The 25733-nt window shown below is 38.6% G+C and carries 25 protein-coding genes; 8 read left to right on the top strand and 17 right to left on the bottom strand.

What is annotated here, in order from left to right; genetic code table 11:
- Entirely contained in the window at positions 1 to 1857 is a 1857-nt protein-coding gene (locus tag CH354_RS12045; protein ID WP_100727021.1) for an OmpA family protein, read from the bottom strand.
- A gap of 50 nt (positions 1858 to 1907) precedes the next feature.
- On the opposite strand from CH354_RS12045, the gene CH354_RS12040 reads away from it, so the two are divergent.
- A complete protein-coding gene (locus CH354_RS12040; RefSeq protein ID WP_100717642.1) occupies positions 1908 to 3548 on the top strand; it encodes an ATP-binding cassette domain-containing protein in 1641 nt (546 codons plus the stop codon).
- Here the strand turns inward: CH354_RS12040 and CH354_RS12035 are convergent.
- From CH354_RS12035 to ompL47, 5 genes are all read right to left on the bottom strand, one after another.
- A complete protein-coding gene (locus tag CH354_RS12035) occupies positions 3545 to 4594 on the bottom strand; it encodes an Lsa36 family surface (lipo)protein (RefSeq protein WP_238761548.1) in 1050 nt (349 codons plus the stop codon). The genes CH354_RS12040 and CH354_RS12035 overlap by 4 nt on opposite strands.
- Positions 4595 to 4700: 106 nt before the next feature.
- Complete coding sequence (gene rdgB, locus CH354_RS12030) at positions 4701 to 5297, bottom strand: RdgB/HAM1 family non-canonical purine NTP pyrophosphatase (protein WP_100727022.1); 597 nt, start codon at positions 5295 to 5297, stop codon at positions 4701 to 4703.
- Complete coding sequence (locus tag CH354_RS12025) at positions 5294 to 5644, bottom strand: STAS domain-containing protein (protein WP_100717640.1); 351 nt, start codon at positions 5642 to 5644, stop codon at positions 5294 to 5296. Before CH354_RS12025 ends, rdgB begins: the two co-directional genes overlap by 4 nt.
- The gene (locus CH354_RS12020; RefSeq protein ID WP_243396062.1) at positions 5622 to 6128 is read right to left on the bottom strand and encodes a ComF family protein; all 507 of its coding nucleotides are present in this window, start codon (positions 6126 to 6128) and stop codon (positions 5622 to 5624) included. Before CH354_RS12020 ends, CH354_RS12025 begins: the two co-directional genes overlap by 23 nt.
- A 252-nt stretch (positions 6129 to 6380) precedes the next feature.
- The gene (gene ompL47, locus CH354_RS12015) at positions 6381 to 7463 is read right to left on the bottom strand and encodes a multi-beta-barrel domain surface protein OmpL47 (RefSeq protein WP_100727024.1); all 1083 of its coding nucleotides are present in this window, start codon (positions 7461 to 7463) and stop codon (positions 6381 to 6383) included.
- 64 nt (positions 7464 to 7527) lie between these two features.
- Between ompL47 and CH354_RS12010 the strand changes: the two genes are divergently transcribed.
- Both CH354_RS12010 and CH354_RS12005 read left to right on the top strand, forming a co-directional pair.
- Positions 7528 to 8169 carry a flagellar assembly protein FlaA gene (locus tag CH354_RS12010; protein ID WP_100727025.1) on the top strand — a complete coding sequence of 214 codons (642 nt, stop codon included), beginning with the start codon at positions 7528 to 7530 and terminating at the stop codon, positions 8167 to 8169.
- 94 nt (positions 8170 to 8263) lie between these two features.
- Entirely contained in the window at positions 8264 to 8713 is a 450-nt protein-coding gene (locus CH354_RS12005) for a hypothetical protein (protein ID WP_238761551.1), read from the top strand.
- 23 nt (positions 8714 to 8736) lie between these two features.
- On the opposite strand, the gene CH354_RS12000 is transcribed toward CH354_RS12005, so the two are convergent.
- The 5 genes from CH354_RS12000 to CH354_RS11980 form a co-directional block, all read right to left on the bottom strand.
- Complete coding sequence (locus CH354_RS12000) at positions 8737 to 10263, bottom strand: hypothetical protein (RefSeq protein ID WP_100727026.1); 1527 nt, start codon at positions 10261 to 10263, stop codon at positions 8737 to 8739.
- Positions 10244 to 12016: an apolipoprotein N-acyltransferase gene (gene lnt / locus CH354_RS11995; protein ID WP_100727027.1), complete on the bottom strand. Its 1773-nt coding sequence runs from the start codon at positions 12014 to 12016 to the stop codon at positions 10244 to 10246. The genes CH354_RS12000 and lnt overlap by 20 nt, the downstream gene beginning before the upstream one ends.
- Positions 12017 to 12040: 24 nt before the next feature.
- A complete protein-coding gene (locus tag CH354_RS11990) occupies positions 12041 to 13078 on the bottom strand; it encodes a PIN/TRAM domain-containing protein (RefSeq protein WP_100717634.1) in 1038 nt (345 codons plus the stop codon).
- Positions 13079 to 13118: 40 nt separating this feature from the next.
- On the bottom strand, positions 13119 to 13700 hold the full coding sequence (locus CH354_RS11985; RefSeq protein WP_004785733.1) for a CarD family transcriptional regulator: 582 nt from the start codon (positions 13698 to 13700) through the stop codon (positions 13119 to 13121).
- Positions 13701 to 13783: 83 nt separating this feature from the next.
- The gene (locus tag CH354_RS11980; protein ID WP_100727028.1) at positions 13784 to 14398 is read right to left on the bottom strand and encodes a hypothetical protein; all 615 of its coding nucleotides are present in this window, start codon (positions 14396 to 14398) and stop codon (positions 13784 to 13786) included.
- A gap of 319 nt (positions 14399 to 14717) precedes the next feature.
- Here CH354_RS11980 and CH354_RS11975 point away from each other — a divergent pair, with 319 nt between their 5' ends.
- Positions 14718 to 15251 carry a class I SAM-dependent methyltransferase gene (locus CH354_RS11975; protein ID WP_243396061.1) on the top strand — a complete coding sequence of 178 codons (534 nt, stop codon included), beginning with the start codon at positions 14718 to 14720 and terminating at the stop codon, positions 15249 to 15251.
- Positions 15252 to 15257: 6 nt separating this feature from the next.
- On the opposite strand, the gene CH354_RS11970 is transcribed toward CH354_RS11975, so the two are convergent.
- From CH354_RS11970 to CH354_RS11945, 6 genes are all read right to left on the bottom strand, one after another.
- Complete coding sequence (locus CH354_RS11970; protein WP_100727030.1) at positions 15258 to 17210, bottom strand: PP2C family protein-serine/threonine phosphatase; 1953 nt, start codon at positions 17208 to 17210, stop codon at positions 15258 to 15260.
- Between the two features lie 66 nt (positions 17211 to 17276).
- Positions 17277 to 17873, bottom strand: coding sequence for a cytochrome C oxidase subunit IV family protein (locus tag CH354_RS11965; RefSeq protein ID WP_100721105.1), 597 nt, complete (start codon positions 17871 to 17873; stop codon positions 17277 to 17279).
- Between the two features lie 13 nt (positions 17874 to 17886).
- Positions 17887 to 18660 carry a cytochrome c oxidase subunit 3 family protein gene (locus tag CH354_RS11960; RefSeq protein ID WP_100721107.1) on the bottom strand — a complete coding sequence of 258 codons (774 nt, stop codon included), beginning with the start codon at positions 18658 to 18660 and terminating at the stop codon, positions 17887 to 17889.
- Complete coding sequence (locus CH354_RS11955) at positions 18647 to 20260, bottom strand: cytochrome c oxidase subunit I (protein WP_100721109.1); 1614 nt, start codon at positions 20258 to 20260, stop codon at positions 18647 to 18649. The genes CH354_RS11960 and CH354_RS11955 overlap by 14 nt, the downstream gene beginning before the upstream one ends.
- A 9-nt stretch (positions 20261 to 20269) precedes the next feature.
- Positions 20270 to 21232 (bottom strand): cytochrome c oxidase subunit II, encoded by a 963-nt coding sequence (gene coxB / locus CH354_RS11950; RefSeq protein ID WP_100721111.1) that lies wholly within the window; start codon positions 21230 to 21232, stop codon positions 20270 to 20272.
- A complete protein-coding gene (locus CH354_RS11945) occupies positions 21233 to 22069 on the bottom strand; it encodes an SCO family protein (protein ID WP_100727031.1) in 837 nt (278 codons plus the stop codon).
- A 294-nt stretch (positions 22070 to 22363) separates the two neighbouring features.
- Here CH354_RS11945 and CH354_RS11940 point away from each other — a divergent pair, with 294 nt between their 5' ends.
- The 4 genes from CH354_RS11940 to CH354_RS11925 are packed head-to-tail and all read left to right on the top strand — an operon-like array spanning position 22364 to position 25730.
- The gene (locus CH354_RS11940) at positions 22364 to 23245 is read left to right on the top strand and encodes a COX15/CtaA family protein (RefSeq protein ID WP_100728897.1); all 882 of its coding nucleotides are present in this window, start codon (positions 22364 to 22366) and stop codon (positions 23243 to 23245) included.
- On the top strand, positions 23245 to 24099 hold the full coding sequence (gene cyoE / locus CH354_RS11935; RefSeq protein ID WP_100716545.1) for a heme o synthase: 855 nt from the start codon (positions 23245 to 23247) through the stop codon (positions 24097 to 24099). The genes CH354_RS11940 and cyoE overlap by 1 nt, the downstream gene beginning before the upstream one ends.
- Positions 24100 to 24144: 45 nt before the next feature.
- Positions 24145 to 24810, top strand: coding sequence for a TPM domain-containing protein (locus CH354_RS11930; protein WP_239671150.1), 666 nt, complete (start codon positions 24145 to 24147; stop codon positions 24808 to 24810).
- Positions 24810 to 25730: a TPM domain-containing protein gene (locus CH354_RS11925; protein WP_100727033.1), complete on the top strand. Its 921-nt coding sequence runs from the start codon at positions 24810 to 24812 to the stop codon at positions 25728 to 25730. The genes CH354_RS11930 and CH354_RS11925 overlap by 1 nt, the downstream gene beginning before the upstream one ends.
- Positions 25731 to 25733: the final 3 nt, after the last annotated feature.

Here is a 25733-nt window from a genome sequence, read left to right as displayed (position 1 = left end):
TCACTCTTCCAATATTTTAAAAACTACCCGTCGGTTTACCGCTCGGCCTTCTTCCGTTGTATTGTCTGCTATGGGGGCACTCGGCCCGAGACCAACCACAGAAATCCGCGCTTCTTCTATTTTATGTTTAGACTTCAAATAAACTGCAACTGAATTTGCACGTTCCATGGATAACTTTTGGTTAGCGACTTTTGTACCAACATTATCCGTATGGCCTTCGATGAGTACCTTTAAATTGGAAGTTTTTTTCAATATTCCTGCCAATCTGTCAAGTTCGGGTTCGGACTCTTTGGCGAAGTCAGCAGAACGAAAGGCAAAAAACAAATTGTTCATCACAATTTGATTTCCCTTCCTTAGTTTCGGTAAAACAAGTAGTACGGTTTTTTCCTTATCTTCCTTTTCTTTTCCCACCAAATTTAGGTTTTGTGAAACAGGTAAATAACCTTCTTTTTCACCGTAAAATCCATAATTTTCATCATAAGGTAAAATCAGACTAAACTCTCCAGTTGTTGGATCGCTGATGGTGGAACCAATGGTTTTTTTCTTTAAAAGTGATTCGTATTGGACAAATGCAGAAAGTGGTTTTCCCTCTTCATCAACAACTTTCCCTTTGATCACCATAACAGGATCTGGTTGGAAATGTTGTGGGATTGCTGCCATAAACAACTCACCTTCTCTAGAAACATAGGCCCAGTTCCCAACAGCTGGGATACTAAAAAAGTTAACACCTCTTAGGTTAGGTGACAATTCCTGTGGTTCTGACCATGATGTCCAAGAATCACCATTTCTCCTTGCTATAAAAATGGAAATCCCTTCTTTTCTTCCGGAGGACGAGAAATACAATGTACGATCATCGGGTGCAAGAAAAGGAGCCATTTCCTCTTCTCCCGTATTCAATGTACTTCCTAAATTCATTCCTTCTTCAAAAATTCCCGCTTCATTTTGTAAACTTACATATAAATCGAGTTTACCATAATTTTTCTTTTGTTGTGCAGAATAAATTACAGTCCTTCCACTAGATGACAATGCTGATCCACCAAATACTTGTTGGTTGGGATTATCTGCCTTTTTATACCAATTATAAAAACTTGGGAAATGAATTGGACTTGGTAAAGACCAACCTGTTTCCGTTTTACGTGTTTTATACAAGGGAGCTCTATTTTGGATTTTTTCGGAACGTTCTTTGTATTCGTTTTCTAATTTAGTGAGTACAATATGAAATTCTTTGGCATTGGCTGCTTCTCTTGTTGCTAGTTGTGATTTTTGGGTCATCTCACGTTTGAGCTGATCGAGTAACTCATCTTCACCAAAGTTTCCAAACACAAAAAGTTCATTCCCACCTGGCAATGCGGAAATCACAGCAGAAGGATAACGGTTGTTTAATGGTGATGGCAATTGTTCTCCTGCCATCCAAAACCCAAATTGGTCTCGTTTCGATGCCCAAATTTTCTGAGTGGACCTTCCCCCTTCCCTCACAAGGGCAGTCCAAAATAGAATTTTCCCATCAGAAGTACATTGAGGATTAAAGGAGAACAAACCTTGTGTGACATACCTAGGGATTTTTTTTAAGGTCCAATCAGGAGTTTTTCCCGTTTCAAATGGTTCTATTTCATAACGAATGGGAGAACATCCGTCCCCTTGTACATCGCATAACATCCGTACCTTTTTCCCACTCAAATAAGCGAGTTCTTCTTGTAAGGTTGAACCTGTGATACGGAATACTTGTTTTTCTGTTCGCAAAAGATGGCCAGTATTGATGAGGTCTCCCTCCAAAACCTGGATTCCATTTTTTATACTTTGCGAACTGGTGAGTCCGCTCCCAAAAAGGAAGAGAATGATGAGTAGAATCCGTGCCATACCATACGAAATGTCGGTTGAAACCTCTGATTCCCTTAGAAAATTGACCTATGATCCAAGCTAGCGGCATTACAGTCTCCTTCGGGAAAAAACCCCTTTTTGAAAACGTTTCCATTAAATTCAAACCGGAGTGCCGTTATGGGCTGATTGGAGCCAATGGTTCGGGAAAATCGACCTTTATGAAGGTTCTTGCGGGCATTCTACAACCCTCTGCAGGCACTGTGGTCCTCGACAAGGACGTAAAAGTGGGGTATTTGAAGCAGGACCACTATGAATACGAAAATGAGACCGTACTTGGCACTGTTTTACGAGGGAATCCTGAACTTTGGAACCTAATGGCAGAACGAGACGCCATTTATGCCAAAGAGGACATGACAGACGAAGAAGGGATCCGGATCTCCGAAATTGAAGAATTATTTGCTGATATGGGTGGGTACGAAGCCGAATCGGTTGCTGGGGAACTTTTGGAAGGTCTTGGAATCCCTACCACCGCTCACAACCGTCCACTTAACTTTTTAACAGGTGGATTCAAATTACGAGTTCTCCTTGCCCAAGTATTATTTTTAAAACCAGATGTCCTTCTCCTAGACGAACCAACAAACCACTTAGATATCAAAACCATCCATTGGTTAGAAGAACTTCTCATCAATTATGAAGGTGTGGTCATTGTGATTTCCCACGACCGTCACTTTATCAACTCCGTTGCCACGCATATCGCTGACCTTGACTATAATACCATTCGAGTTTTCCCAGGAAACTACGATGACTTTATGATCGCTGCTGAACAAACCCGCGAACAACTTGTAAGTGATAGCAAACGAGCAAAAGAAAAAATTGCCGATTTACAGGAGTTTGTTTCTAGATTCTCCGCAAACGCTAGTAAATCAAAACAAGCTACCTCTCGCCAAAAGATGATCGAAAAAATCAAAGCAGATATGGTAGAAGTAAAACCTTCTTCAAGAGTTGCACCTTACATCCGTTTCAAAGCAAAACGTGTGTTAGGAAAAGATGTATTTGAAGCAATCAATATCTCTAAATCATACGATGGAAAACCTGTGATCAAGGACTTTAGTATTTCCATTACGAAAGGTGAGAAGGTAGGAATTGTTGGAACAAACGGTGTTGGTAAAACGACTCTCCTTAAAATGTTATTAAAAAAGTTGGAACCAGATTCTGGTCAAGTGAAATGGGGTGACTCTGTCGAAACATCATTTTTCCCACAAGACCATAGAGAAGCAATGGAACCAGATGCAGATACTCTCGTCGAATGGTTACTTCGTAACTCTCCTCAAGGCACAGAAGTGCAAGAGATACGTGCGATTTTGGGTAGGATGCTTTTTTCAGGTGATATGGCAAACAAATCCACTACTGTGTTATCGGGTGGTGAAAAATCTCGAATGATCATTGGAAAAATGATCTTAGCTTGTGACAACGTCATTGCACTTGACGAACCAACAAACCACTTGGACTTAGAAACGATCGAAGCATTGAACTACGCCTTGTCATTGTTTGATGGAACAGTGATATTAGTTTCACATGATAGGGAGTTTATTTCCTCACTTTGTACTAGAATTATTGAAGTAACTCCAGAAGGAATCAATGATTTCAAAGGAAATTACGAAGAATTTTTGGAACGAGAAGGAAACGATTTTTACAAACGACTTACTGGTGGAGCAATCCTTACCACTTAAAATTGGTAATTTAAGGAGAGATTTGCAGATTGCATCTCTCTCCCTGCCATGAGTTCAGTTGTCACACTAAAACTTCCCTGTCCGAAACGTAAGCCCAAACTTCCATATCCAAAACTGGAAACATGATCATAACGAGTTGCAAGTCGAATCCCGATAGCGCTTGGATAAGTCGAAAAATCATCGGGATTTGCTCGAGTTGAAATCAGTGCATACCGACTCACTTGAATCGAAGTATAACCTTCATTGTATACGCATCCAATACCAGGTGTGATTGATAAAATTCCAATGGTCCAATTGTATTTCACATCAAAAGAAAAGGAAGAGATCCTTGATTGGTAATACAAATCATTGATTCCCAACCACCTTCGTTTTTCTCCGTCGATTCGAAACTGCGTGGTCCTACGATCGTATGAACTTAAGTATAGGTCTTGGTTCGTTTGAAAAAAACCAAATCCAAAAGAAAAACCAGAAGATTCTGGGAAATAGCGGAACAAAATCCCATAATTTTGTATCTTGCCCCTAACGTCCGTATTACGAATTTTTACAAATGGAATATTTGCCTCTGTAAATTCATAAGGAAAAAAATGGGTAGTGACATTCCAACGACTGGCATAAGGAGTTTGGAAGATTTGGCTAAGGTTGGCAGTAAAATTGATAGAAGGAGACGCAGCGACACCTTCTTTTGGCAAATTTCTAAGTTCAGAATTTTCATAATAAAAATCTCGTGCCTTTGCCTGTCCCCTTGCGATCGTATACCCCAAACCCAATCGATAGGAAGGAACATTTTGGCCACCTGATTGGTTTGCATTCAGATTTTGTAGTACTGCATTTTCTCCCATGGACCGAAGAAAACCATTCGTATAAATGCGATCCAAAACAGGTCCTGCAAAATTCCCGAGCAGTTGGTATTCAGAAGGAATGTTCGAACATTCAACTCCTCCGCAAATGACTTGTGCTTCTAATGGAAAACCTAATCCCAAAAATGTTGGAACGAAGAAAAATACAGTGAAATATTGAAAGGTGGTGCGAATCATCGAGAGTTTCATACTTCAACATTTTGAATCAAAAGGGAAATTGGTTTCATGAAGATACTACGGAATCCATTCGGAATCAAAAGTTAAGTAAATTTGACCTAACTTAACATAACTTCCGTTACTGGATATTTTGAAACCATTCCAAAAATAGTTCCATCGCTATTTTTCGGTGTGATACTTTGTTTTTTTCTTCTTCTGGGACTTCTGAAAACCGTTTTCCGAAATTCGGATAATAAAAAATGGGATCATAACCAAATCCATACGGTCCAATTTCATCATAATCAGAGGTGATGACCCCTTCTACCTTTCCTTCAAAGGAAATTTGGTGAATCGCATCTACATAACTCACAACACAGCTGTAATGTGCTTTTCGATTCGGATTCTCTCCTAATTTTTTGAGTAAATAAAGAGCACGTTCTTTATCGGAAAGACCTGGTCCACCAAATCGAGCGGAATACACTCCTGGTTCTCCACCTAGAGCATCCACACAGATCCCAGAATCATCAGCAAATGAAGGAAGACCTGTTAGGCGAAAGAGTTCTTTTGATTTGATAAATGAATTTCCCACAAACGTGGATTCCGATTCTTCTGGATTGAAACTAATCCCTAAAGTTTTTGGTGTGACCACCTCATAACCCAAAGGAGAGAGTAACATTTGCATTTCTTTACGTTTGTGATCACTTCCAGATGCAAATGCTAATGTCTTTTTTGTCAGTGTGAATCTTCCTCGTCTAACTGGAAACCTTCCATCGCAGAAGCCAAGTCAGGAAAAATTTCAAAAACTTTATCTAACATTGTAATTTCAAATAATTGGATTAAATCTTCATCAACCACAATCACCTTGATATCCCCATTCAAAGGCTTTAACTTGCGTTTTGTGGCGACAAAAATCCCTAAAGCAGTTGAACAAATATGATGAACTTTCGTTAAATCTAGAATGATTTTTTTAACAGAACCTTGAGTGAGTTTTGACAATTCTTTTTCAATTTCGTCGGAATCCACTTTCAAAATGGCTCCAGAAAATTTGATAATCCTTATGTCATCCTTGACTTGAACATCCATTCGATTCAATCACCCCACTTAACAAGAAAACTACGCAAGTTACCTTCCTTACTCCTCTCAGTTTGTACAACCGAGCGATTTCATTCAGTGAGGCACCTGTCGTAAATATATCATCTACGAGTAGAACATGAAGTCCTTCTATGATTCTATCACTTTTTGTGAATGCAAATGCCTTTTTTGCATGAAAAAATCGGTCTTCAAACCGTTTCTCTGACTGTTTGTCCTTTGAAACCTTACGAAGACTCGTATCTTCCCGTATATTCAGACATCGTAAAAGCCGATTTCGTAAGGACCAAGCCACATGGTACGGTTTTGGCCCTGGTTTGGGTTTGGAAGGAACCATCACAAAACAATCGGGTGGGTCAAGTTTCCAAAGTTTTGCCAACTCTCTCCATCCTAAACAGAAGTAGTTGGAGATTTGTTTTTCATTTTGGAATTTTAAAGAAAGGAAAAGATCTTTGGCGATGAGGTCTCTCTTTTGCAAAGAGTAAGCTTCCTCATAAAATACGAAACGATCCACTGGATTCGGAATGGGGAAAGGTGCATTCCAAACACGTTGCGAGCGGAGACAAAATTTTGTGCAAACTTTGCACAAACCCAAAATGTCTGCGAATGAATCGTGATGTCCACAGCGGATACAATACTTTGGAAATAAAAATGACAGTAGTGAAAAAAAAACCCCTCTCATATGGAAAGGGGTTTTTTTGGTAAGAGTTTGGTCTTACTTTTTTAGAAATTACTTAGCAGGAGTTGTCGCTTGCGGAGCAGGTGCCGCTTCTACTTTTGGCTCATCACTTGCTTTTTGGATTGTTGAAGTTGGAGGAGTTAGGTCAACAGTAAGTTTCACTTCGACTACATCCGATTGGTTTCCAACGTTATCAACAGCCATAGCTTTGATCACATGATCCCCTTGAGTTTCAATTGCAATTGCTTCTACATATGGTTTGAATTCTTCTTCGTCAACTTTAACTAAGATTTTTTTCACACCAGATTCTTTATCAGTTGCATTCACATAGAATACGTTTCCTTTTCTTTGGAAATTTTTTCCATTGATGTCCACTAAAGGAAAAGAAGGAACAATTTCAATTGTAGGTTTTACATCGTCAACAGTGATGATCATAGAAGACTCTGGAGAAGAGTTTCCAGATTTATCAGTTGCAGAATACTTAATTGTATTTGCGCCACCAACTTCTAATTTGATTGGATCAGCATAAACTTTAGAAGCTTCTTGGTTGATGCTAAATTGAACTTTTTCTACACCTGTTTGGCGATCTTCCGCAACAATTGTGTATGTATTGTTTTTAGAAGCAAAAGGAACTCCGTCTAAAACAAACAATTGTTCTTGTGGAACAAGGCTCACACGTGGAGCAGTATTGTCTACATTGACAACAAGGATTTTTGGAGTTTCTGTGTTTCCAACTTTATCAACAGAACGGTAATAAATTTCAGTTAGTCCTTCTTCCGAAATACGAATTGGTTGAGTGAATCTTCGATACTCACCATTTTTTGGTTTCCATTCGATGAAATCGATCATAGAAGAATCATCTTTTGCGTCTAAGGAGAAAGAAGTTTTGCTAGTGATAAAAAGAGCGGGTGCATCACTTGTAGAAGCTCCAGCTTCTTTTTTGTCTCCCAAAATGTCTTTTACAGTTGTCTCAACTTTGTTCACACCATCTTTGGCTTGTGTAGACGTGGATTCAGTTTTTTGAATTGCCTTGTCTTTGGTGGAAGTAGTGGCTTTTGGGTCAGCAACCTGTGCTGAGATTTGGCCTGCGAAAAAAATTGTCAAAACGGCCAAAAGGTATTTGTGCGCCTGCATTAGTATATGTCTCCTTTTTACAGATAAAACATATATATCCTCTTTGTAAGGAAATATTGTCAACATGATTGCTTTAAGAAACACCATAATCCTAACACTTTTTCTCACTTCTCCATTCCATTCCGAAATCTACGGAGAGAGTGGCATTTGGAGGGAAATCCTTCTCGAAAATTTTGAACTCTCGAATTTCAATGCGAGTCACCTGCGCACAAAATTAGAAAAAGGTACGAAACTCCCCGAAATCTCCTTATCAAACAATTTTACAGCACCCATCCCAGGTTCCAAACAAGCTCTAGTGCTTCGGATTCCAAAAGATGCCAATTTACCGTTTTCATTGTACTTTCCGAAACCCATTGAGGTAAATGCCTTCATTAAAGAAATATCCATTCCCATATACTCTTCTTTATCCAGCGGGAACCTAACATTGATCATAGAAACTCAAGATGCAGAAGTGAGACAATTAAACTTAACTTCTCTCAACTATCGTGGTTGGAAAACCATCACGGTTTCCATTTCAAAAAATTTTGACCAAAACGATCGAGTTTTTTTACAAAAAAGTTCCATTCGTATTTTAGGATTCTTTTATTTACCGTATGAAAACAACGATCCTAATCAGGAAGTACTCATCGCGATAGATGATATAACTGCCATTGTGCGAGATAAGTATAGACCTCTCCGAAACAAAGAAATCTTGTTAGAGGATTGAGTTTTTATGGTTTTTTCCAGGATTTCTCCTCGGAAGTCTCTGAAAAAAACTCTTTTCTTCCCAACCTAGTAACCAATCCTGATCCTAAATGGAAATGGAACTCTCCTTAGAACAATACGAAACCCTGCTAAAATTAGTATATATGGGAGATTGGGTCATTTCCACATTACAAGCCAAAGACAGATCGGATGATGAACCCGATTCTGACTCTCGATTTGCAGACGTTGTGCGCCATGTTTTCTCACAGGCAGAACATGCAGGTTTAGGTAATATTGTCCAAATCGACCAAAACAATGGAGAACCATACCTTACTCGTGAATTTGAGGAAGAAAGTGGTCTTGTTGATATTTTGGAAGACTATGAAGACGAAGTATTTTGGCAAGCTCTCATAGAACGTTTGGCACACCGTGATTTCCTCCGCCATTACGGCGAAACTGCCATTTCCCAAATGGCCATTGAAGAACGAATCGAAAAAGAAACTCCTTTTCATGACAAATGGGCAACTGAATTCCATGAAAATGGATTAGAAAATATTAAAACTTAAAAAAACCAAACACTCCAAACAAACTATTTGTTTTTAGGCCAAAGAAGTCGATCTTCCCTTAGTTTTTTCTTCGACATCGCATCATCAAGTCTTGTTCTCAAAGCATATTCGATTTGGTTTTTTGATTGTTGCGATAATCCATTCGCATCAGTTGGATCGCCAACATCACGTAACAACAGTTGAATGGTATCAAAAGTTTCCTGATTTAAAAAATCTCCATTTTTTGGAATTTTTGGGATTTGGTACCAAAGTTTCAGAGCATCTGATTGGAGTTTGGAATCTTGTTTCCATTGCCCATGTTCCCAAAGGATTTTTGCCTTCTCAAACAATCCATCCTTTGTTCTGTAAAATTTTGGTGTGTGAGTGAGAAGAGTATCAAGGATATCGATTCTTTTTTTCACATAAGCTTCTTCGGCATCCATTACATTCAGAATCTTTTTTTCTTTCAAAAGATTTTTGTATTTTGCTTCGACTTGCCGGAGAGTTTCATACCGAAGAGTTTGTTTTTGTTCGGGTGAAGAATTTTTTAGATAATCTTTCACTCGAAAATATTGTTCGAGAGCTTTTCCCTGGATATAATAGATATTTTCAATCGTGAATAAAATTTCAGTTCCAGTATTGGTTCCCAATTGAGCTGACAAAGCCGCCATCATTTGTCTCAAAAAATCTTCTTTATTAAGATTTTCTTGGAAGTAATCGATAGCAAAATAACTCATATCGTTACTAAAAGGGTATGCTAACCTTTGTAAGTTTTCGTAATACAAATCTCTTACAAATAAATTCAAATCTCCTTTATTGGGATCATATCCCATAAACCTTGTAATAAATTCATCCAGTTGTTTTTCTTTTTTTTGTTTTAATGTCCGATCTAAGTATTTGTTTCGATCCTCTTTTGGCATCGATAAAGGAGATTTTGGTGGAAGTTCTCCTTCTTTTGATAATTTCATTGTAATTGGTGATGTTGATTCCTCACCTTTTCGGAATTCTTCTATGATACGGTTTCTTTCTTTGTGTAAGTATAAATTGTCTTCAGCGGAATCAATATCCACTTTAAATGGATCTCTGATATTTTTTAAAGTGGGAAGAACATCTTTAACAATAATGTCTTCAAAATCTCGATGTCTTTTGATATAAGAATCAGCAACTCCTAAGTTTTCATTAATTTGATCATAATCATTTCGGAATTGTTTTCTTAAGTTTGAAGTTCCTTCTAAATTTTGAACTAAATCTTCCCACTGGCTTCCCTTATATTTCCCTTTAGAAAAACCTTCTTTGCCTTCTCCCTCACCTTCCTCTTGACCCTCACCAGGCTCTTCATTTGATTCAGAATTTCCTGATTCACCCATATTTTTACCAAAACTCATCTCAAAGGAGAGTTCTTTCTCATCTTCGGTGGCATAAATCCATGCTGGCCCACAAAGAGTTTTTTGGTAAATGGAGTCTGAATGATTAAAGGAATATATAATAAATGTTATGTGAGAGACAACGGAAATATAGAATGCTATGTAAAAACGATTCTCAAATAAAACATTACGAATTCCTTTTAGCATAAACAAAAAACACAAGTCCTACGATTCCCATAAACAAATAAGACAATAAGTTTCCATAAAGTCGATAAAATGTCATTTCACCTGGGATAACAGAAACCTTCTTTCGGATGGTTGCCGTAGTTTCAATTGGTGTAAAATCGTTATCAATATTACGACCTAAATGATCTGTAAAAACAGAAGTTCCTGAATTTGTAGAACGAACGATCCATTTTCGAAATTCAATCGCACGCAAACGACCCAAAGTATGGTGTTGGTAGGATTCAACTGAATTTCCATACCACTTATCATTGGTTACATTTACAATAAAATCTGGATCTCCCTCAAATTTACGCACAAACTCCGAGATGATCACTTCATAACAAATCAAAGGTAAAAAAGACCCAATTGTATTTTCTTCAATTTGATTTGCACGGTAATGTTCTCTTACCGAATCTGGACTCATCCCAAATGTATCTTCCCAATGTAATTCTTTCGTTACCTTCGATGGAGTTTTACGACGTTCATAATAAGGGATAAGATCCAATTTTGTTCCAGGTGCAAACTGACCCGTTTGTCCAGACAAAGCATACATCCATTCAAATGGCATGTATTCTCCAAATATGAGTAAAAATACTTTTTGATAACTGTTTTTCCTTTCCCCATTTGGATTCATGAGTACTGACGAATTGTAAGTACGAATCTCACTGCGGACGATCCGCGAAGACCCATTTCCTCCAGGAATGTCTGCATCCAATTCATTAAAAAACAAATTGGCTCCATGTCTCAAACTGATGATGGCCATTAGAGACTCAAATTGGTGCCAATAGATGCGTATTGTCCTTGTTACTTCTGAATCATGAGTGGTAAAAAATGGAACCCCAGATTCTGGCAATACTACCAAATCCACAGGTTTCTCTTTTAATTCAGATTCCACCATACGGTCGATGCGAGTCATTAAATTTCGAATTTCTTCTGCAGGGTTTCTACCATCTCGAAACTCTAATGGAGCATTCGGTTGGACAATGAGAACCTCACGTTCTGCGATTGGTTTGATATTTTCCCATTTATGGAACAAATAAAGACCATTCCCAAAAAATAAAACCAAAACAACCAAAAGAGAAACTAGACCCACCAACATTTGTTTGGCGATTTTTTGGTGTTTTGTGATCACTGATCGAACCAAAGAAAGAAAATGGAGGATTTTTTTTGGATTTTTAAGATAAAACAAATAATAAGAAACAAAAAATAAAAAAGCAGATAATCCATAGGCGCTCGTATACTCTGCGTTTTGTGCTAAAATTTGATTTTCAGCCACTACGTTGCCGAAGTACCAAGGGAAAACTTGAGGCGTAAAAAATTCAGCAAACAGTATCGAAAACGATGCAATCAATGGAAAAAATTTCCCCACTTTTTTTACCAAAAAAGAGAAAAGAAGTAAGTATACTGGAAATTTGAAATTTAACAAAATAGCAGATCCAATAAAAATAGGAACGGCTAAATACCAATCAAATCCCCCAAAAACAGTTGTCATATGGTAGACCCAATGGAAGGACACCAAATAAAACAAAATGGCAAAACCAAATCCGTGGTAGATCAGTTTTTTCCATTCACCTCGGTTTCTTTTTTCGATGATAAAGAGTCCGAAAGGAGCAAACCAAACAAAGATAGGCAAATTAAGAGGAGCAAAAGAGAGGAAGGAAAATACGGCTGTTACCGTATAACAAAGAACGGATATGAACCCTTCGCGTGACATTAAAAAACGAGCCAGTTTCATATCCGTTAGACTACAAAAAATAGATTACGATTTGTTGTAGTTATTATTACCGTTTTGTACTTTTGTGAAAATCATTTTGCCAGCAGCCGTTTGAATGATACTTGTAACGACTACACGTACATCTTTTCCAACTAAATGACCACCATTTTCGATCACAACCATGGTTCCATCTTCCAAGTAACCAATTCCTTGGTTTTCATCTTTTCCCTCTTTGATGACGGAAATTTGAAACTCTTCACCAGGTAACACAACAGGTTTTAATGCATTGGCAAGGTTGTTTAAGTTGAGAACTCGAACTCCTTGTAATTCAGCAACTTTGTTTAGGTTAAAGTCATTGGTAACAACAGCACCACCAGTATCACGAGCAAGTTTGACTAGTTTTGCATCCACTTCTCGAGTATCAGAATAATCAGTATAAGTGATTTTTACTTCAATCGATCCTTTTCTTTGGAGTTTGTTTAACATCTCAAGACCACGACGACCACGAGCACGTTTGATCGGATCAGATGAATCAGAAATCAATTGGATTTCACGTAATACAAAGTTAGGGAGGATGAGAGGACCATCTAGGAAGTGTGTGTCAGCAATGTCCAAAATCCTTCCGTCGATTACAACAGATGTATCTAGGATTTTGTCTTTGATTTGTGTTGTTCCACCTTCTAGTCCTGGAATGGAAAAACTAGAACCAGGTGCACCAGTGCCGCCGCCAAAAATGGAAAGGCCAGGTTTTTTGGAAAACGACACACCTGCCTTTACTCCTGTTAGGAAAAAAAGCACAGCAACAAAAATGGAAACTGATTTGTATCCATAATCGTTCAGCAAACTGACAGGGAATGCGACTATGGAGAGTCCAAGTAGTGCACCAACACTTGCACAAAGAACAACATCTGCTTTAATTTCTGGGAATAATTTTCTCTCACCGAGAATTAGAACCAAAGAATAAACCAGAACAACGCCAGCAAGAACCCCCGCCAAAACGATGTTTTGCGATTCTGAATGTATAAAGAAAAACGATACCGAAGTGACAAGAAGTGCCCCAATGGTTGAAAGTAAATGTTTCATAACTCAATCCTTGTAAAAGAGTTTGAGCAAAAACGGAAGTTTATTCTAAGTCTAGATCATCATCCAATTCTTTTGGAGGTGGTGGTGGAGCCATACCTTGCACTGAAGCTGCCAGCACATCGGAAACAATGTTTCCTGCTTCTTCTTGGGGTACACCCTTACTCAATGCAATTTCCATCTTTACTAAATTATAGGCGCTCTCGTAGAGCTTTCTCTCCATAATGGAGAGTTCTTTGCCATAGGCACGTCTGTAAAGATTACGGCACACATCAGCCACTTCGAAAATAGAACCAGACTTGATCTTGTTCATATTGTTCTGGTAACGGACTTTCCAGTCCTCTTCCGTGTCGACCTCATCCTTTTTTAGGAGAGTGAGAACTTTTTTGATCTCTTTTTTATCAATGATCGACCGGATACCCACATCCATTGCGCGATCCACAGGGATAGAGACCTTCATTTTGGAACCTTGAATTTCCAAACTGTAACAGTCTTTTTTCTTCCCCAGAATCAGCTTTTTAGCAACTTCTGTGACTTCACCTACTCCATGGATCGGGTATACAACGTAATCCCCAACCTTGAATTTAGGCTCTTTAGTTTTTTCGTTTAGTTTTTTTGTAGCCAAGTAAGTATAATAACTTCCGTAAATACTCTTGCCTAGAGTATACCTCAAAAATGGCCAATGTCAAGGAAGTTGGTAAAAATAGTTCAGAATCGAATGGTTTTTACTTCTGCACCGGTCAATTGGGGCAATTTACCTTTCACGATGTCCAAGGTTTCCTTTGCGTCTTCCAATCGGTAAAAATAACCTGCGAATAATTTCCCTGTTGAAGTGCGAAAAATCCTACCTCTTAAATTTGGCTGGGATTCTATCAGCTGTTTGCCGATGGAAACGGCTTCTTCTGGGCTAAAATCACCAATTTGCACCATATAATTGATTTGGTCATTTTTTGGTGGGAATTTTAACGTAGATGGAAAAGGAGAGGAACCATTCTGTTCGGAAGACGATTTTTCTGTTTCGTTTGTTTCATCCGATCCTCTTTGGGTAGGGGATGGAATGGAGGAAGACTGAGATTTTGTCCCTACGTTCGAAAATGAAGTTTCAGCGTTTTCCTTAAATTTACTTTCTTTTTGACCCAATTGGATACCAACCACCATTCCTGATGTAAAGAGCAAAATACCTCCAATGAGGAGGATGAACGCTGATTTTGGTTTAGCGCTGACTTGAGAATAAGAAGGAGTCTGGAAAGGAGAATAGTTTGCATTCTCCCCATCGTAGGGTCGGCCGGACCGAAGCTTTCTGGAATAATCTATATTTTGCATGGGCGTTCCGATTTCTCTATTACCACAATTATCGGTAAGGAAAGGCAAAAAATAGACTGGTTTTTTAGGAATCAATTTTGGAGAAAAATGAATTCTAAGAACTGATCTGAGGAAGTTTTGAATTTCTTAAGTAGTTTTTATAGAAATCGAGTACCAACATTAACATTTGCTAATGGAATATTCATTGTAAGGGAATTGATTCAAAAGAAACTGGAATACGATTCTTATGAATTGCCCTCTTTGCCATTCTCCATCAACTCCCTTTTATCAAAACAAATTTAGGACTTACCATCGGTGCACAAACTGTTTGTCCATCTTTATGGATCAATTTTTTTTCCCTTCCGTTGAGGATGAAAAAAAAAGATACCTAGAACATAACAATGATATCCACGATATTCAGTACCAAAATTTTTTAAAGCCCATTGTAGAAAAAGTCCTTACACATCAAAAGTCAGAGGATTTTGGTTTGGATTATGGTGCTGGCCCTGGACCAGTTGTTGAATATTTACTCAAAGAAAAAGGATATCAGATCAATTTATTTGATCCTTTTTTTCACCCTTATCCAGAAAATCTAACGCAACAATACGATTATATCATTTTAACAGAAGTGGTGGAACATTTCCATCATCCAAATTTAGAATTTCAGAAACTTTGGTCACTACTCAAAAAAAATGGAATGTTATATATCCTAACACACCCGTATGAAGACTCCATTTCCTTTGATCGTTGGTATTATAAAAATGACCAAACACATACCTTCTTTTACACAAATGAGGCATTTGAATGGATCAAGGAATTTTATGGATTCAAACGAATGGAAATCGAGAACAGAATCATTATGTTACAAAAATAACTTTAATTATAACAAACGAATCAATTCTACTAGTTTTTTATTCTCAGGTGATAGTTTCTTTAGTATCTGAACCAGGAAACTTGTGCGGTCTTTATCTTCCAACAACCTACAAACATCTGCTAAATGAATTAAGTTCCGTATGTTATTTGGTTGTCGAAGGCGCACTCTCTCACTTAACTCTTGTGATTCAAACAAAAATGATTGGGATTTATAGATGGAATAAAGTCTTTTATACAAAACCGATGTATGGAACATCCAACTTGTATCCGATGGAAAGTTTTCTAAAGCTAAACTTGCATATTCCATTGCTTTCAAAAGATCGCCCTCTTTTTCATACAATTTTGTAATGATTTTTAGTTCCAAAATGGATGTATCCAATGCGGAAGGGTAAGACAAAAGTAATTCTAATGCTTTTGCATTTTGCCTTTCTTTGATTAATCTTTTTGCATCTTTCCAATATTTTCCTGGTTTGCTTATAGCTTCCAAGTTATATTCCAGGGAAATTAAACTCAAATCATCCGAATACTTTCCTTTTGTTTCAAGAACGGATACAAGCTTTTGCAATTCACCGTTTGATTTTTCAATACAATCTAATATCAAGTTTTGGTCTTCGTTGATGTCGCGGTATTTCCCAGAATGAGAGATGACCAAATCATCTTTCCCATCAGAACCGCAGAAAATTTTATCTCCCTTTTTCATTTGAAAAATAGAAATAAAACGATTGGAAGGGACTTCCATTACACCCAATTTATAATAATGAATTTCTTCTTCAATGAATGATGCTTTTCCATCTCGATATAAAATCACCCAAGGATGTTCCAAGTTAATGAAATAAAGTGTACCTGTTGACTCTTCCAATAACCCAATTACCGCGGACACGAGCATTGCTCCATCAAATGTTTCGAATATTTTCTGAAGGTCTAAGTAACAATCATGTAACCATCTTTCCGGGGAACGGTTTGAAGATGTAGGATCCATTTTGGAACGAATGATAATGGAATTGTAAACCGCTCCCAGTACAATAGCACCACCTGCACCTTGAATGGATTTACCCATTGCGTCTCCATTCAGAAATGCCTTGTATCGTTTTCCTTGCAGAATCAGATTATATACAGAAAGATAATCTCCACCTAACTGGTATTCCTTATTTCGAAAGTGGAATTTTTTATACTGATTTAAGACTGTATCGATAGTAACTGCATTACCATCTAATTCTTTACCAATAAGAGGATCAAACAACAAGGTAGTTAGAAAATAATCCCCGTCTTGTTGTGACTTTAATGCCTGCAAAGCTTCCGCAGCCTTAGTTACTTCTTCATTTTTTTTAGTGATACGAAGGTGGTTTAAAAATGAGTGGAATCTGTATCTTTCAATGATAAGTCCACTAAAAACTCCCAAGATATAACTTAAAATTAAGTTTTGCATGGAATAATCAGTGGCAGGTGTATTTAAACTTGGTTTGTAGATAATAACAGCTGTTAAGAATATAAAAATCGAAATTGGATAGTATATAAAAAGTGTTTTTCTAGGAAGTGGTAAAAAGGAAAGAATGATGACTACCATTTGTAATCCGGATACATAAGGAGCATCATCGGCAATTCTTCCCGTAAAAAACGATGTAGTAAACAGCACATAACCATATACAACATAACCCCAAGTTAAACCCTCCAATCTAGACTGAATGTTCCGAGAATGATTGAATAAATTTAGGAAAATATAAAAAACACAAAGGATGGTAAATCCAATGCGGAAGTAAAACATCTCCGGAAATTCTGGGTGGAGTTTTGCATCAGTATCAAAGGCAAAACCAAGTAATGCTATGCTCCCAATTAAACTTCCAGGGAATTGGATGATTCTTGCTTGGCGATCTAACTCTTTACAATATTCTAAATTATAAATTTTCCTTTCAGGAATTAAATCAAAAAATCTAGAAACGATCGTCTGGAAATGCTGATACACAATGCCTAATTAGACGAAAAAACCCGCACGAAGGCGGGTTTCTCCAAAATCTACTTTCTAAATTTTTTAGAAAAAAGTTTTTACTGGGGTATCAGTAGTTGGTGCAATTCTCGAAATGATATCGCCAAAAGAGAAAGCGAATAATAATGCAAGGAATGCAAACGCTGAGAGGAAAATCACTCGGTTTAGCATATTGTCATACTTTAAATGCATGAAGTAAGCTAAGACAAAGAACGCCTTACATGTTGCAACAGCCATTGCCACAATCATATTCCATTTCCCTAAGTCGTATTGAGCAACCCAAACAGTTATGAAGGTTCCAAAGAAAAGAGCAAGTAATACAAACACATATGTTTTGATAGAAATCACATGGTGGTCATGTTCTTCTTCCTCTTCACCATCCTCTACCCACATAGAAGCAGAAGCGTGATCTTCTTTGTGATCTTCATCACCCATAACAAATTTCAACAATTTGTTGTCCTTGTTTTCGGATGTGAATTTTGCAAAACGATCTGTTTGGAAAAATTGACCAAACCAGTTTACAATAAATCCGAGGATCGTAGCAGTTGCAATCCCTGGAGCAAAAATTCCAAACCCTAAAACAGGTGTAAAAACAGCTGCGAGTGCAATGAAGTATAGTCCGTAATTGATTACGTATTCCATTTTATAATCCCTTTTATCCTACCAAGTATAGAAGTGGGAAGAGGTAAATCCATACCAAGTCCACTACGTGCCAAAATAGACCTACACCTTCAACAGGAGTGTAATATTCAGGTCCAACTTTTCTTCTTAGAGTTTTGATGAAAATCCAGAAGATCAGAAGAGCTCCTGCTACTACGTGGATCCCGTGAAGACCAGTCATCACAAAGTAAAAACCGTAGAACATTTCCCATTTTGGTTGGGAGATCACAGCTTTTAAGCGAGTGACTTCTTCCGCACTTACATGGTTTTTTTCAAGTTCTGCAGGATTTTTGAGGAGAGCGGCAATTTTAGATTCACAAGTTGCGCGTTTTCCACCCGCTGCACAAGAAGGGTCAACTAACGAAAATTTGCCGGGAACAGTTCCGACATGGAACTTATGGCTATATTCGAAGTATTTAATGACCATAAATGCTGCTGCACATGCGATTGTTAACGCAAGCATAATCGCAGCAATTTTATGAAGACCACGTTGCACATAATTAATGGCAGCAGCCATTGTGAACGAACTCACAAGTAACACAACCGTGTTAACTGCACCCATTTTCCAATCCAATGTTTCGGAACCGTTTTTAAATACGGTAGGATACAAAGAATGGTAGATAAGGTAACCTACGAATAGGCCACCAAACATAAGGATCTCTGTGCAAAGGAATAACCAAATTCCTTGTTTGGAAGAGGCATACTGGTGGTCTGCACTCTTAAAATGGTGTTGGTGGTGAAATTCACTTGAAGAACTAACGGAAGTCATATGGCCCTGCAGTTACTGTTGGAGTTGTAGTAAAGTTTTCGTGTGGAGGTGGAGAAGACGTTTGCCATTCGAGTGTTTTTGCACCCCAAGGGTTATCAGACGCTTTTTCTCCTTTGAAAATTCCATGAATGATAGTGATGAGTCCTACCAAAAATCCGAGACCAATGAGCCAAGATCCCACTGTAGAGATTTGGTTGAGGTTTGTGTATTCTGGAAGGTAGTCAAAATAACGTCTTGGCATTCCCATAGCCCCGAGTACGAATTGTGGGAAAAAAGTTACGTTAAACCCAGTGAAGATAAGAACCCAAGAGATCCTTCCACCAAGGTCAGAAGTCATCCTTCCAAACATCTTAGGGAACCAGTAAAAAATTCCACCCATAAGAGCCATCAGAGTTCCCCCTACCATTACGTAATGGAAGTGAGCCACAACAAAGTAAGTGTCATGGAAGTGAACGTCCATACCAGTTGATGCAAGGAATACCCCTGTCAAACCACCGATGGTAAAAAGAAACATAAACCCTAAAGCAAAAAGCATTGGTGCTTCAAAGGTAACAGTTCCGCGATACATCGTAGAAATCCAGTTGAAGAGTTTGATGGCAGTCGGAACCCCAACAAACATAGTGATGATGGAGAAAATGATACCAGCAAGTGTTGACTGACCAGACACAAACATATGGTGTCCCCAAACAAGGAAGGATACTGCAGCAATTGCTACTGATGAATAGGCAATCGCTCGGTAACCAAAAATTGTTTTTTTGGAGAACGCAGTGATGAGTTCAGAAATCACACCCATCGCAGGTAGGATCATGATGTACACCGCAGGGTGAGAATAGAACCAGAAGAAGTGTTGGAAAAGAACTGGGTCTCCACCAAGATCTGGGTCAAAAATTCCCACTCCAAGAGTTTTCTCAGCTCCAATGAGGAGAAGAGTGATCGCAAGGATTGGTGTCGCCAAGATTTGGATGATAGAAGTGGAATACAAAGCCCAGATCATGAGTGGGATGCGGTCCATGGTCATTCCAGGTGCTCTAAGTTTATGAGTGGTTACGATGAAGTTCAGTCCCGTTAAGATGGAAGAAAATCCCATTGTAAAGGCACCCATCACTAACAAAATCACACCATTGGATGTTTTTGCAGTCGAGTAAGGAGTGTAAAATGTCCATCCTGTATCCACTTGGTTGAAGATCATGGAAGAAGCTGCCAGTGCTGCTCCAGCGATGAATATGTAGTAGGATGCAAGGTTTAACCTAGGGAAAGCAACGTCTTTCGCACCGAGTTGGATCGGCAGGACAAAGTTTCCTAGGAAGGCAGGAATTCCAGGAATGATCACCATAAATACCATGATGGCACCATGGAAGGTCATAAACTTGTTATAAGTATCTGGAGACAAAAGTGGTTCTGCACCAAATTTTGCTAAGTGCAGTCGGATTCCCAATGCAAAGAAACCACCAATTAAGAAAAGGGTAGCAACCGTTGCAAAGTACATCAGTCCAATGCGTTTGTGGTCTAGAGTGGTCATCCAAGACCAGATTCCAGATCCGTGGTTCAGGTAATTATGGTCAGTGTGACCATGTTCGGTTTTTGTATGTGCTGAACTCATCTCTCTTCCTTATTTAATGGATTTGATATATTCAATTAAGTTGGCAACGTCTGCATCAGACAATTGGCCTTGGAATACCGGCATCGCAGGTGGATACCCTTCTACAATCTTTGCAGATGATACAAGGATGGATTCACGAAGGTAATTTTCATCAGCCTTTGTTTGGCTTCCATCAGCAAACTTTCTGTTCGATCCAAAAAGACCTTTCATTGTTGGTCCAACAATTCGTGATCCGTCAAGGGAATGGCAAGAAGCACAAGCTTTTTGCGCAAACAAAACCTTACCAAGGTCAGCAGGAGTGTCAGCGCCTTTTTTCTCGGCGTGGTACCATGCTGCATATTCTTCCGATGGAATTGCTTTGATTTTGATCATCATTCCAGAGTGTTTGGTTCCACAATATTCAGTACAAAATACGATGTATTCCCCTGGTTGTTTTGGTTCAAACCAAAGTTGTGTGAGTTTTCCTGGAACCGCATCTTGTTTGGTTCGGAAAGCTGGCACATAAAAACTATGGATCACATCTTTTGAAGTGAGGATGAGTTTCGTTGCTTTGCCTGCTGGTACAATCATTGGATCGTTTCCAGAGCTATAGAACTCTTTTCCATTCGCATAACGGTAAGTCCATGCCCACTGCTCTGCAGTCACATGAATCTCGGCCGCAATGTCTTCTGGTGGGGTTCTCAATTTTTCGAAAATCACCATCCCCCAGTAGAAAATTCCCATCATGATGACGAGAGGGATAAAAGACCAAAGAAACTCTGCAAAATTATTGTGAGTAATGTATGCTGATTTCTGGTCTAAGCTTGTACGTTTGAACTTGATGAGGAACCATGTCATTCCACCAATCAAGATGACAAACGAAACAAGGCTTGCAATGATCAGAAACGCATAGAGAAGATCGACTTCTTTTGCGATTTCAGTGGCCTGGATAGGCATGAACGAGGTCGCTGGAATGAGACTGCTCCAAGACATCTATGTGACTCCTTGACGGTTGTTATTTGTTATTTTTCGCCAGTTTATGTATAAAAACGCACCGAGAAGGAGTAAGGTGACCGCCCCCCCGAATTGCATCATCCTGTATGCGTATATCGTATATTTATTTTTTCTAGGATCAAATTGAAAGCAAAATAAAGCAAACTTATCTACAAAACTCCCAATCTTACCTGAAGATGCCTCAACAAAGGCAAATTTTAAATCCCTAGGTTCGAGTTGGATGCCTTGGAAGATACGAGACACTCTCCCATCAGGAGTCAAAACATACACACCACTGGCATGGATGTATTGTTTTGCTTCTGCGTCCCACGCGTAACGGAAATCCAATTGTTTGGTGAGTGCCGTGATGGATTCCTGTGTGCCCGTGAGTAAGTGGAGACCAGTTTCTGCCCCTACCCTGTCATAATCCTTCAAATAGGCACCTTTTTTGGGAAACGACACCGCTTCATTTTCCTTCGGGTCAATGGATACCGCAATGTATTGGTATTCTTTTCCCAAAGTCCAATCGAGATCCTTTAAACTTTTGAACACACCATTCAGGTGGAAGTTACATAAAGTGGGGCATTTGAAGTAAACAGGAGAGAGAAGGACAGGTTTCCCTTGTGAAAGAAAATCGGAAAAAAGAACTTCTTTTCCTTGTTCATCACGAAAGGGAATGTCTAGCTTGAGGGTTTTGCCCGTAACATCCGAAAATCCAATGTTTTCTAATTCTTTAGGAAGTTTGTTTTCCCTTGTTAAGTTTGAGTGAGGGTCATAGGCAGACACAGACCCAAAGGAAACGAGAATACAGATACAAATGAGAAGACGGATGTTCACGTAATTTGGTTGTTACCCTATTTGGATTGAGAGCTAGGGTTCGACATTCCTGGGTTCTCGGGAGTTCCCGGATGAATGAAGGAAATGTACACGAAGAATAGAATGTTGAGTACGAGTGTGACAAGGAAAGTCCAATAGCCACCCTTGTTGTAAAGGTCTTTGTTTTGCATAATCTTACCTGATATAGTCTATACGAAAAACTGCTCTTTTTATCCAACAATTTTTAAAAGATGCAAGATTAATTTTATTTTCCCCAAACTTGAATCACAAAACCTGGAGGAAACAGATAGACGTATGACACTCAAACGTTTTTACACCATCCTTTCCGCAATGATCCTTCTCAACTTACTCTATGGCCCCCTAGTTCGGGCTACAGATTCTGGACTCGCATGCCCTGATTGGCCTTTATGCCATGGGAAATTTGTCCCAGAGTTTACATTCCAAATTTTTATGGAAGTTGGGCATCGGTATTACTCAGGGATTTTAGGAATCCTTGTTGGGATTGGGTTCGTTTGGATTCTAAAAAATCCAGAAACCAGAAAACCGTTGGGAATCCCGGCAATCCTCTCACTCCTATTTCTCATTTCACAAGTCATTCTTGGTGGATTAACCGTCACAAAGCTTCTTCACCCAACAACTGTTAACTTGCATTTACTCAATGCAGTCCTTTTGTTATCATCTTGTATTACGATTCGTTTGTTGATTCCAGAAGGAAAAAATTCAAGTTTTGATACAAACAAAAGAGGGAAATACTATTTTGCGATTGTACTCATTGTTGTGTTGTACCAATTATTTTTAGGTGGGAAAGTAAGTTCTCATTATGCAGGATTAGCTTGTCCTGACTTTCCTACATGCCATGGGGAATGGTTCCCTCAAATGGTAGGAACAATCAAATTCCATATGGAACATCGCCTTTTTGGTTATTTAACAGCATTACTTGTGCTTTCTTTATCTGCGTATGGGATCCTCACTTTAGAAAACCCAAAAGTGAAACAATTCTTAAAACTAGCGGCTTATTTAGTATCGATCCAAATCTTTTTAGGTGCGATGAATGTATTGTATCATTTACCAAAATTGATCACTGGCCTTCATACATTAAATGGAGTCCTTGTCTTTTTATGTTGCTTCATTGCCTCTTTTTATCATTTTAGAACCTATAAAGAAGAGGCACTTTGATGTTCCGTTTGTGGAACCAACTGACAAAACCAAGAGTGACAGTACTTGTACTGGCCACAGTACTACCAGGAATGTATCTCGGAACAACTGGATACCCTAGTTTTAGTGCCGTTCTGATTACTTTATTTGGAACCTATTTAATGAGCTCTGCATCTTTTATCCTCAACCAATACATTGAGAGAGAAAGAGACGCAATCATGTATAGAACAAAACAAAGGCCAATCCCTGCTGGCGAAATTTCTCCCACAAATGCTTTATTACTTGGGATTTTTGTTGCTGTCTTCGCTTTTGTGATCTTAACATATTTCGTTAACCTACTAACAGCTGTTTGCGCCCTTTCTGCTTTATTATTATATGTGTTTTTGTATACAATTTGGTTAAAACCAAGAACAGAACAAAATATTGTGATTGGTGGGATCTCAGGTTGTATTGGGCCACTCATCGGATATGCAGCGATGGCAAATGCACTACCCATCCAAGCGTGGATCATGTTCCTCATGATTTTCCTTTGGACCCCTGCTCATTTTTGGGCCCTTGCCATTTTTCTCAAAGATGATTATGAATTTGCGGGTATTCCAATGATGCCTGTCGTTTCTGGAATTCAAAAAACTGTGAACCAAATTTTTATCTATGCCATCGCCTATTCAGTTTCAGTCATTGGATTTTATTTTGTCGATGATCGGATGGGGTATTTGTTTTTATTGTCTGCCATTGTACTCACAATTTTAATCCTTACATTTGCTTTTCGATTAAAACAGTCTATGGACAAAGTCCTTGCAAAACGTTTTTTCTTTTTTAGTATTTTACACTTATTTCTCGTGAGCATTGTCATCGTAATCGATTCTAAAATTTAGGTTTTTTGATTGATTTGGGCAGGGAATTCTGTTTTCCTTTTGCCCATGAGTGTACTTGCGCGTTATTTCTCAAAATCAGATTTGGATGAAATCAAATCCGCTGTTGGTGAAGCAGAATCAAAAACTTCAGCTGAAATTGTACCATTTTTTGCTGAATCTTCCCATCACTACAAAGAGTGGTCATGGTTTGGTGCTTTTTTAACTGGTGGCATAACAGGCATTAGTTTTTATACTGCTCAAAATGTTTATGGCCTGGTATGGGGAAATGAATCCATGTTTGCGATTCTTTCCGTTTGGGCAGGAGCCATCATTGGGCTTGGTGTTTTCACATTTTTCCCAAAACTTCGTTTCCTCCTTGTTCCTAAAAATTCGAAACAATACTTCGTTGAGTTAAGGGCTAAGGAAGCATTTTTAGAGGAAGAAGTTTTTCGAACTAAAAATCGAACCGGAATTCTCATTTATATTTCCCTCTACGAACATTTTGTACGCGTGTATCCAGATAAAGAAATCGCAAGAGTTGTCCCAAAATCAGAATGGAATGAGGCAGTAAGGCTCATCATCGAAGGAATGAAATCAGGAAAAAAGAAAGAAGGAATTGTTTCGAGTATTCTCTTCTGTGGCGATTTACTTAAAAAATATAATATCAAAATCGAAAAAGATGATAAAAACGAAATTTCCAATGAAATCCGTGATGGTGGGAATTTGATGTGATGGAATCCAAAACAGAAAATTTTTATCCAAGTATCCAAAAGTGGAATCGATTTCGTATTTTTAGTTTTGTATTGTTTTGTTTTTTCCCAGTTGTTACCTTCAGTTACCCAGTTCCAAAATTGGAAAGAAGGGTGATGGACCATGCTGGGATTTTATCACAGTCCACTGTTGACCAATTAGAATCAAATTTAAAACAATTTGAAGCAGAGACAAGTAACCAAATCGCCGTGTACACAACACCGAGCCTTCATGATGAAACCATAGAAGAAGTTGCGAATGAAATTTTTGACGAATGGAAATTAGGTCAAAAATCGAAAAATAATGGAGTTCTCCTGATCATTGCACCTAACGAACGCAAAATGAGAATTGCAGTTGGCCGAGGACTTGAAGGTGCACTCACAGACTTACAAGCAAAACAAATCATTCGAAATGAACTTCGTCCCAGTTTTAAATCAGGTGATATGGATGCAGGTGTAACCGCTGGAGTGAATGCAATTATGGCAGCCATTCGCGGGGAGTATGCACCGAGTGAGGATGATGTTCAAACTTCAGGAAGGCAAACCACTGCTGATGTAATTCCGTCTGGCATTGTGGGAGGAATTTTCACTTTCATATCGATCTTTATCCCATCTTTTGGCGGAGTGATCTTCACCATCATTGGGTTAATATCGATGGTACCGTTTTTATTCTTATTCCTTGGAAGTACGTTCGGACTCATTGTTGCCATTGTTTTATTTATCATAGTGATGTACATCAGGCGTAAACTTGGTTTCAACCAAGGTGGTGGCGGATCAGACGGGGGTGGTTATTACGGAGGTTGGTCTTCTGGTGGGGATTCATGGTCTTCGAGTGATTCAAGTGACAGTTGGTCTGGTGGAGGTGGAGATTCCGCAGGTGGTGGTTCTTCTGGAGACTGGTAATCT

It is taken from the genome of Leptospira levettii, from assembly GCF_002812085.1.
Classification (GTDB): domain Bacteria; phylum Spirochaetota; class Leptospiria; order Leptospirales; family Leptospiraceae; genus Leptospira_A; species Leptospira_A levettii.
This window is presented reverse-complemented; position numbering and strand designations above follow the sequence as displayed.

Bases quoted from the DNA above. Each gene is read 5' to 3' on its own strand.
- CH354_RS12000 (WP_100727026.1), bottom strand. From the start codon at position 10,263: ATGCTAAAAGGAATTCGTAATGTTTTATTTGAGAATCGTTTTTACATA.
- coxB (WP_100721111.1), bottom strand. From the start codon at position 21,232: ATGTCTTGGAGCAGTCTCATTCCAGCGACCTCGTTCATGCCTATCCAG.
- CH354_RS11925 (WP_100727033.1), top strand. From the start codon at position 24,810: ATGGAATCCAAAACAGAAAATTTTTATCCAAGTATCCAAAAGTGGAAT.
- CH354_RS11930 (WP_239671150.1), top strand. From the start codon at position 24,145: ATGAGTGTACTTGCGCGTTATTTCTCAAAATCAGATTTGGATGAAATC.
- CH354_RS12005 (WP_238761551.1), top strand. From the start codon at position 8,264: ATGGAACTCTCCTTAGAACAATACGAAACCCTGCTAAAATTAGTATAT.
- CH354_RS12040 (WP_100717642.1), top strand. From the start codon at position 1,908: ATGATCCAAGCTAGCGGCATTACAGTCTCCTTCGGGAAAAAACCCCTT.
- cyoE (WP_100716545.1), top strand. From the start codon at position 23,245: ATGTTCCGTTTGTGGAACCAACTGACAAAACCAAGAGTGACAGTACTT.
- CH354_RS12045 (WP_100727021.1), bottom strand. From the start codon at position 1,857: ATGGCACGGATTCTACTCATCATTCTCTTCCTTTTTGGGAGCGGACTC.
- CH354_RS11990 (WP_100717634.1), bottom strand. From the start codon at position 13,078: ATGAAACATTTACTTTCAACCATTGGGGCACTTCTTGTCACTTCGGTA.
- lnt (WP_100727027.1), bottom strand. From the start codon at position 12,016: ATGAAACTGGCTCGTTTTTTAATGTCACGCGAAGGGTTCATATCCGTT.
- CH354_RS12035 (WP_238761548.1), bottom strand. From the start codon at position 4,594: ATGAAACTCTCGATGATTCGCACCACCTTTCAATATTTCACTGTATTT.
- CH354_RS12025 (WP_100717640.1), bottom strand. From the start codon at position 5,644: ATGGATGTTCAAGTCAAGGATGACATAAGGATTATCAAATTTTCTGGA.
- CH354_RS12010 (WP_100727025.1), top strand. From the start codon at position 7,528: ATGATTGCTTTAAGAAACACCATAATCCTAACACTTTTTCTCACTTCT.
- ompL47 (WP_100727024.1), bottom strand. From the start codon at position 7,463: ATGCAGGCGCACAAATACCTTTTGGCCGTTTTGACAATTTTTTTCGCA.
- CH354_RS11940 (WP_100728897.1), top strand. From the start codon at position 22,364: ATGACACTCAAACGTTTTTACACCATCCTTTCCGCAATGATCCTTCTC.
- CH354_RS11980 (WP_100727028.1), bottom strand. From the start codon at position 14,398: ATGCAAAATATAGATTATTCCAGAAAGCTTCGGTCCGGCCGACCCTAC.
- CH354_RS11975 (WP_243396061.1), top strand. From the start codon at position 14,718: ATGGATCAATTTTTTTTCCCTTCCGTTGAGGATGAAAAAAAAAGATAC.
- CH354_RS11965 (WP_100721105.1), bottom strand. From the start codon at position 17,873: ATGGAATACGTAATCAATTACGGACTATACTTCATTGCACTCGCAGCT.
- CH354_RS11960 (WP_100721107.1), bottom strand. From the start codon at position 18,660: ATGACTTCCGTTAGTTCTTCAAGTGAATTTCACCACCAACACCATTTT.
- CH354_RS11955 (WP_100721109.1), bottom strand. From the start codon at position 20,260: ATGAGTTCAGCACATACAAAAACCGAACATGGTCACACTGACCATAAT.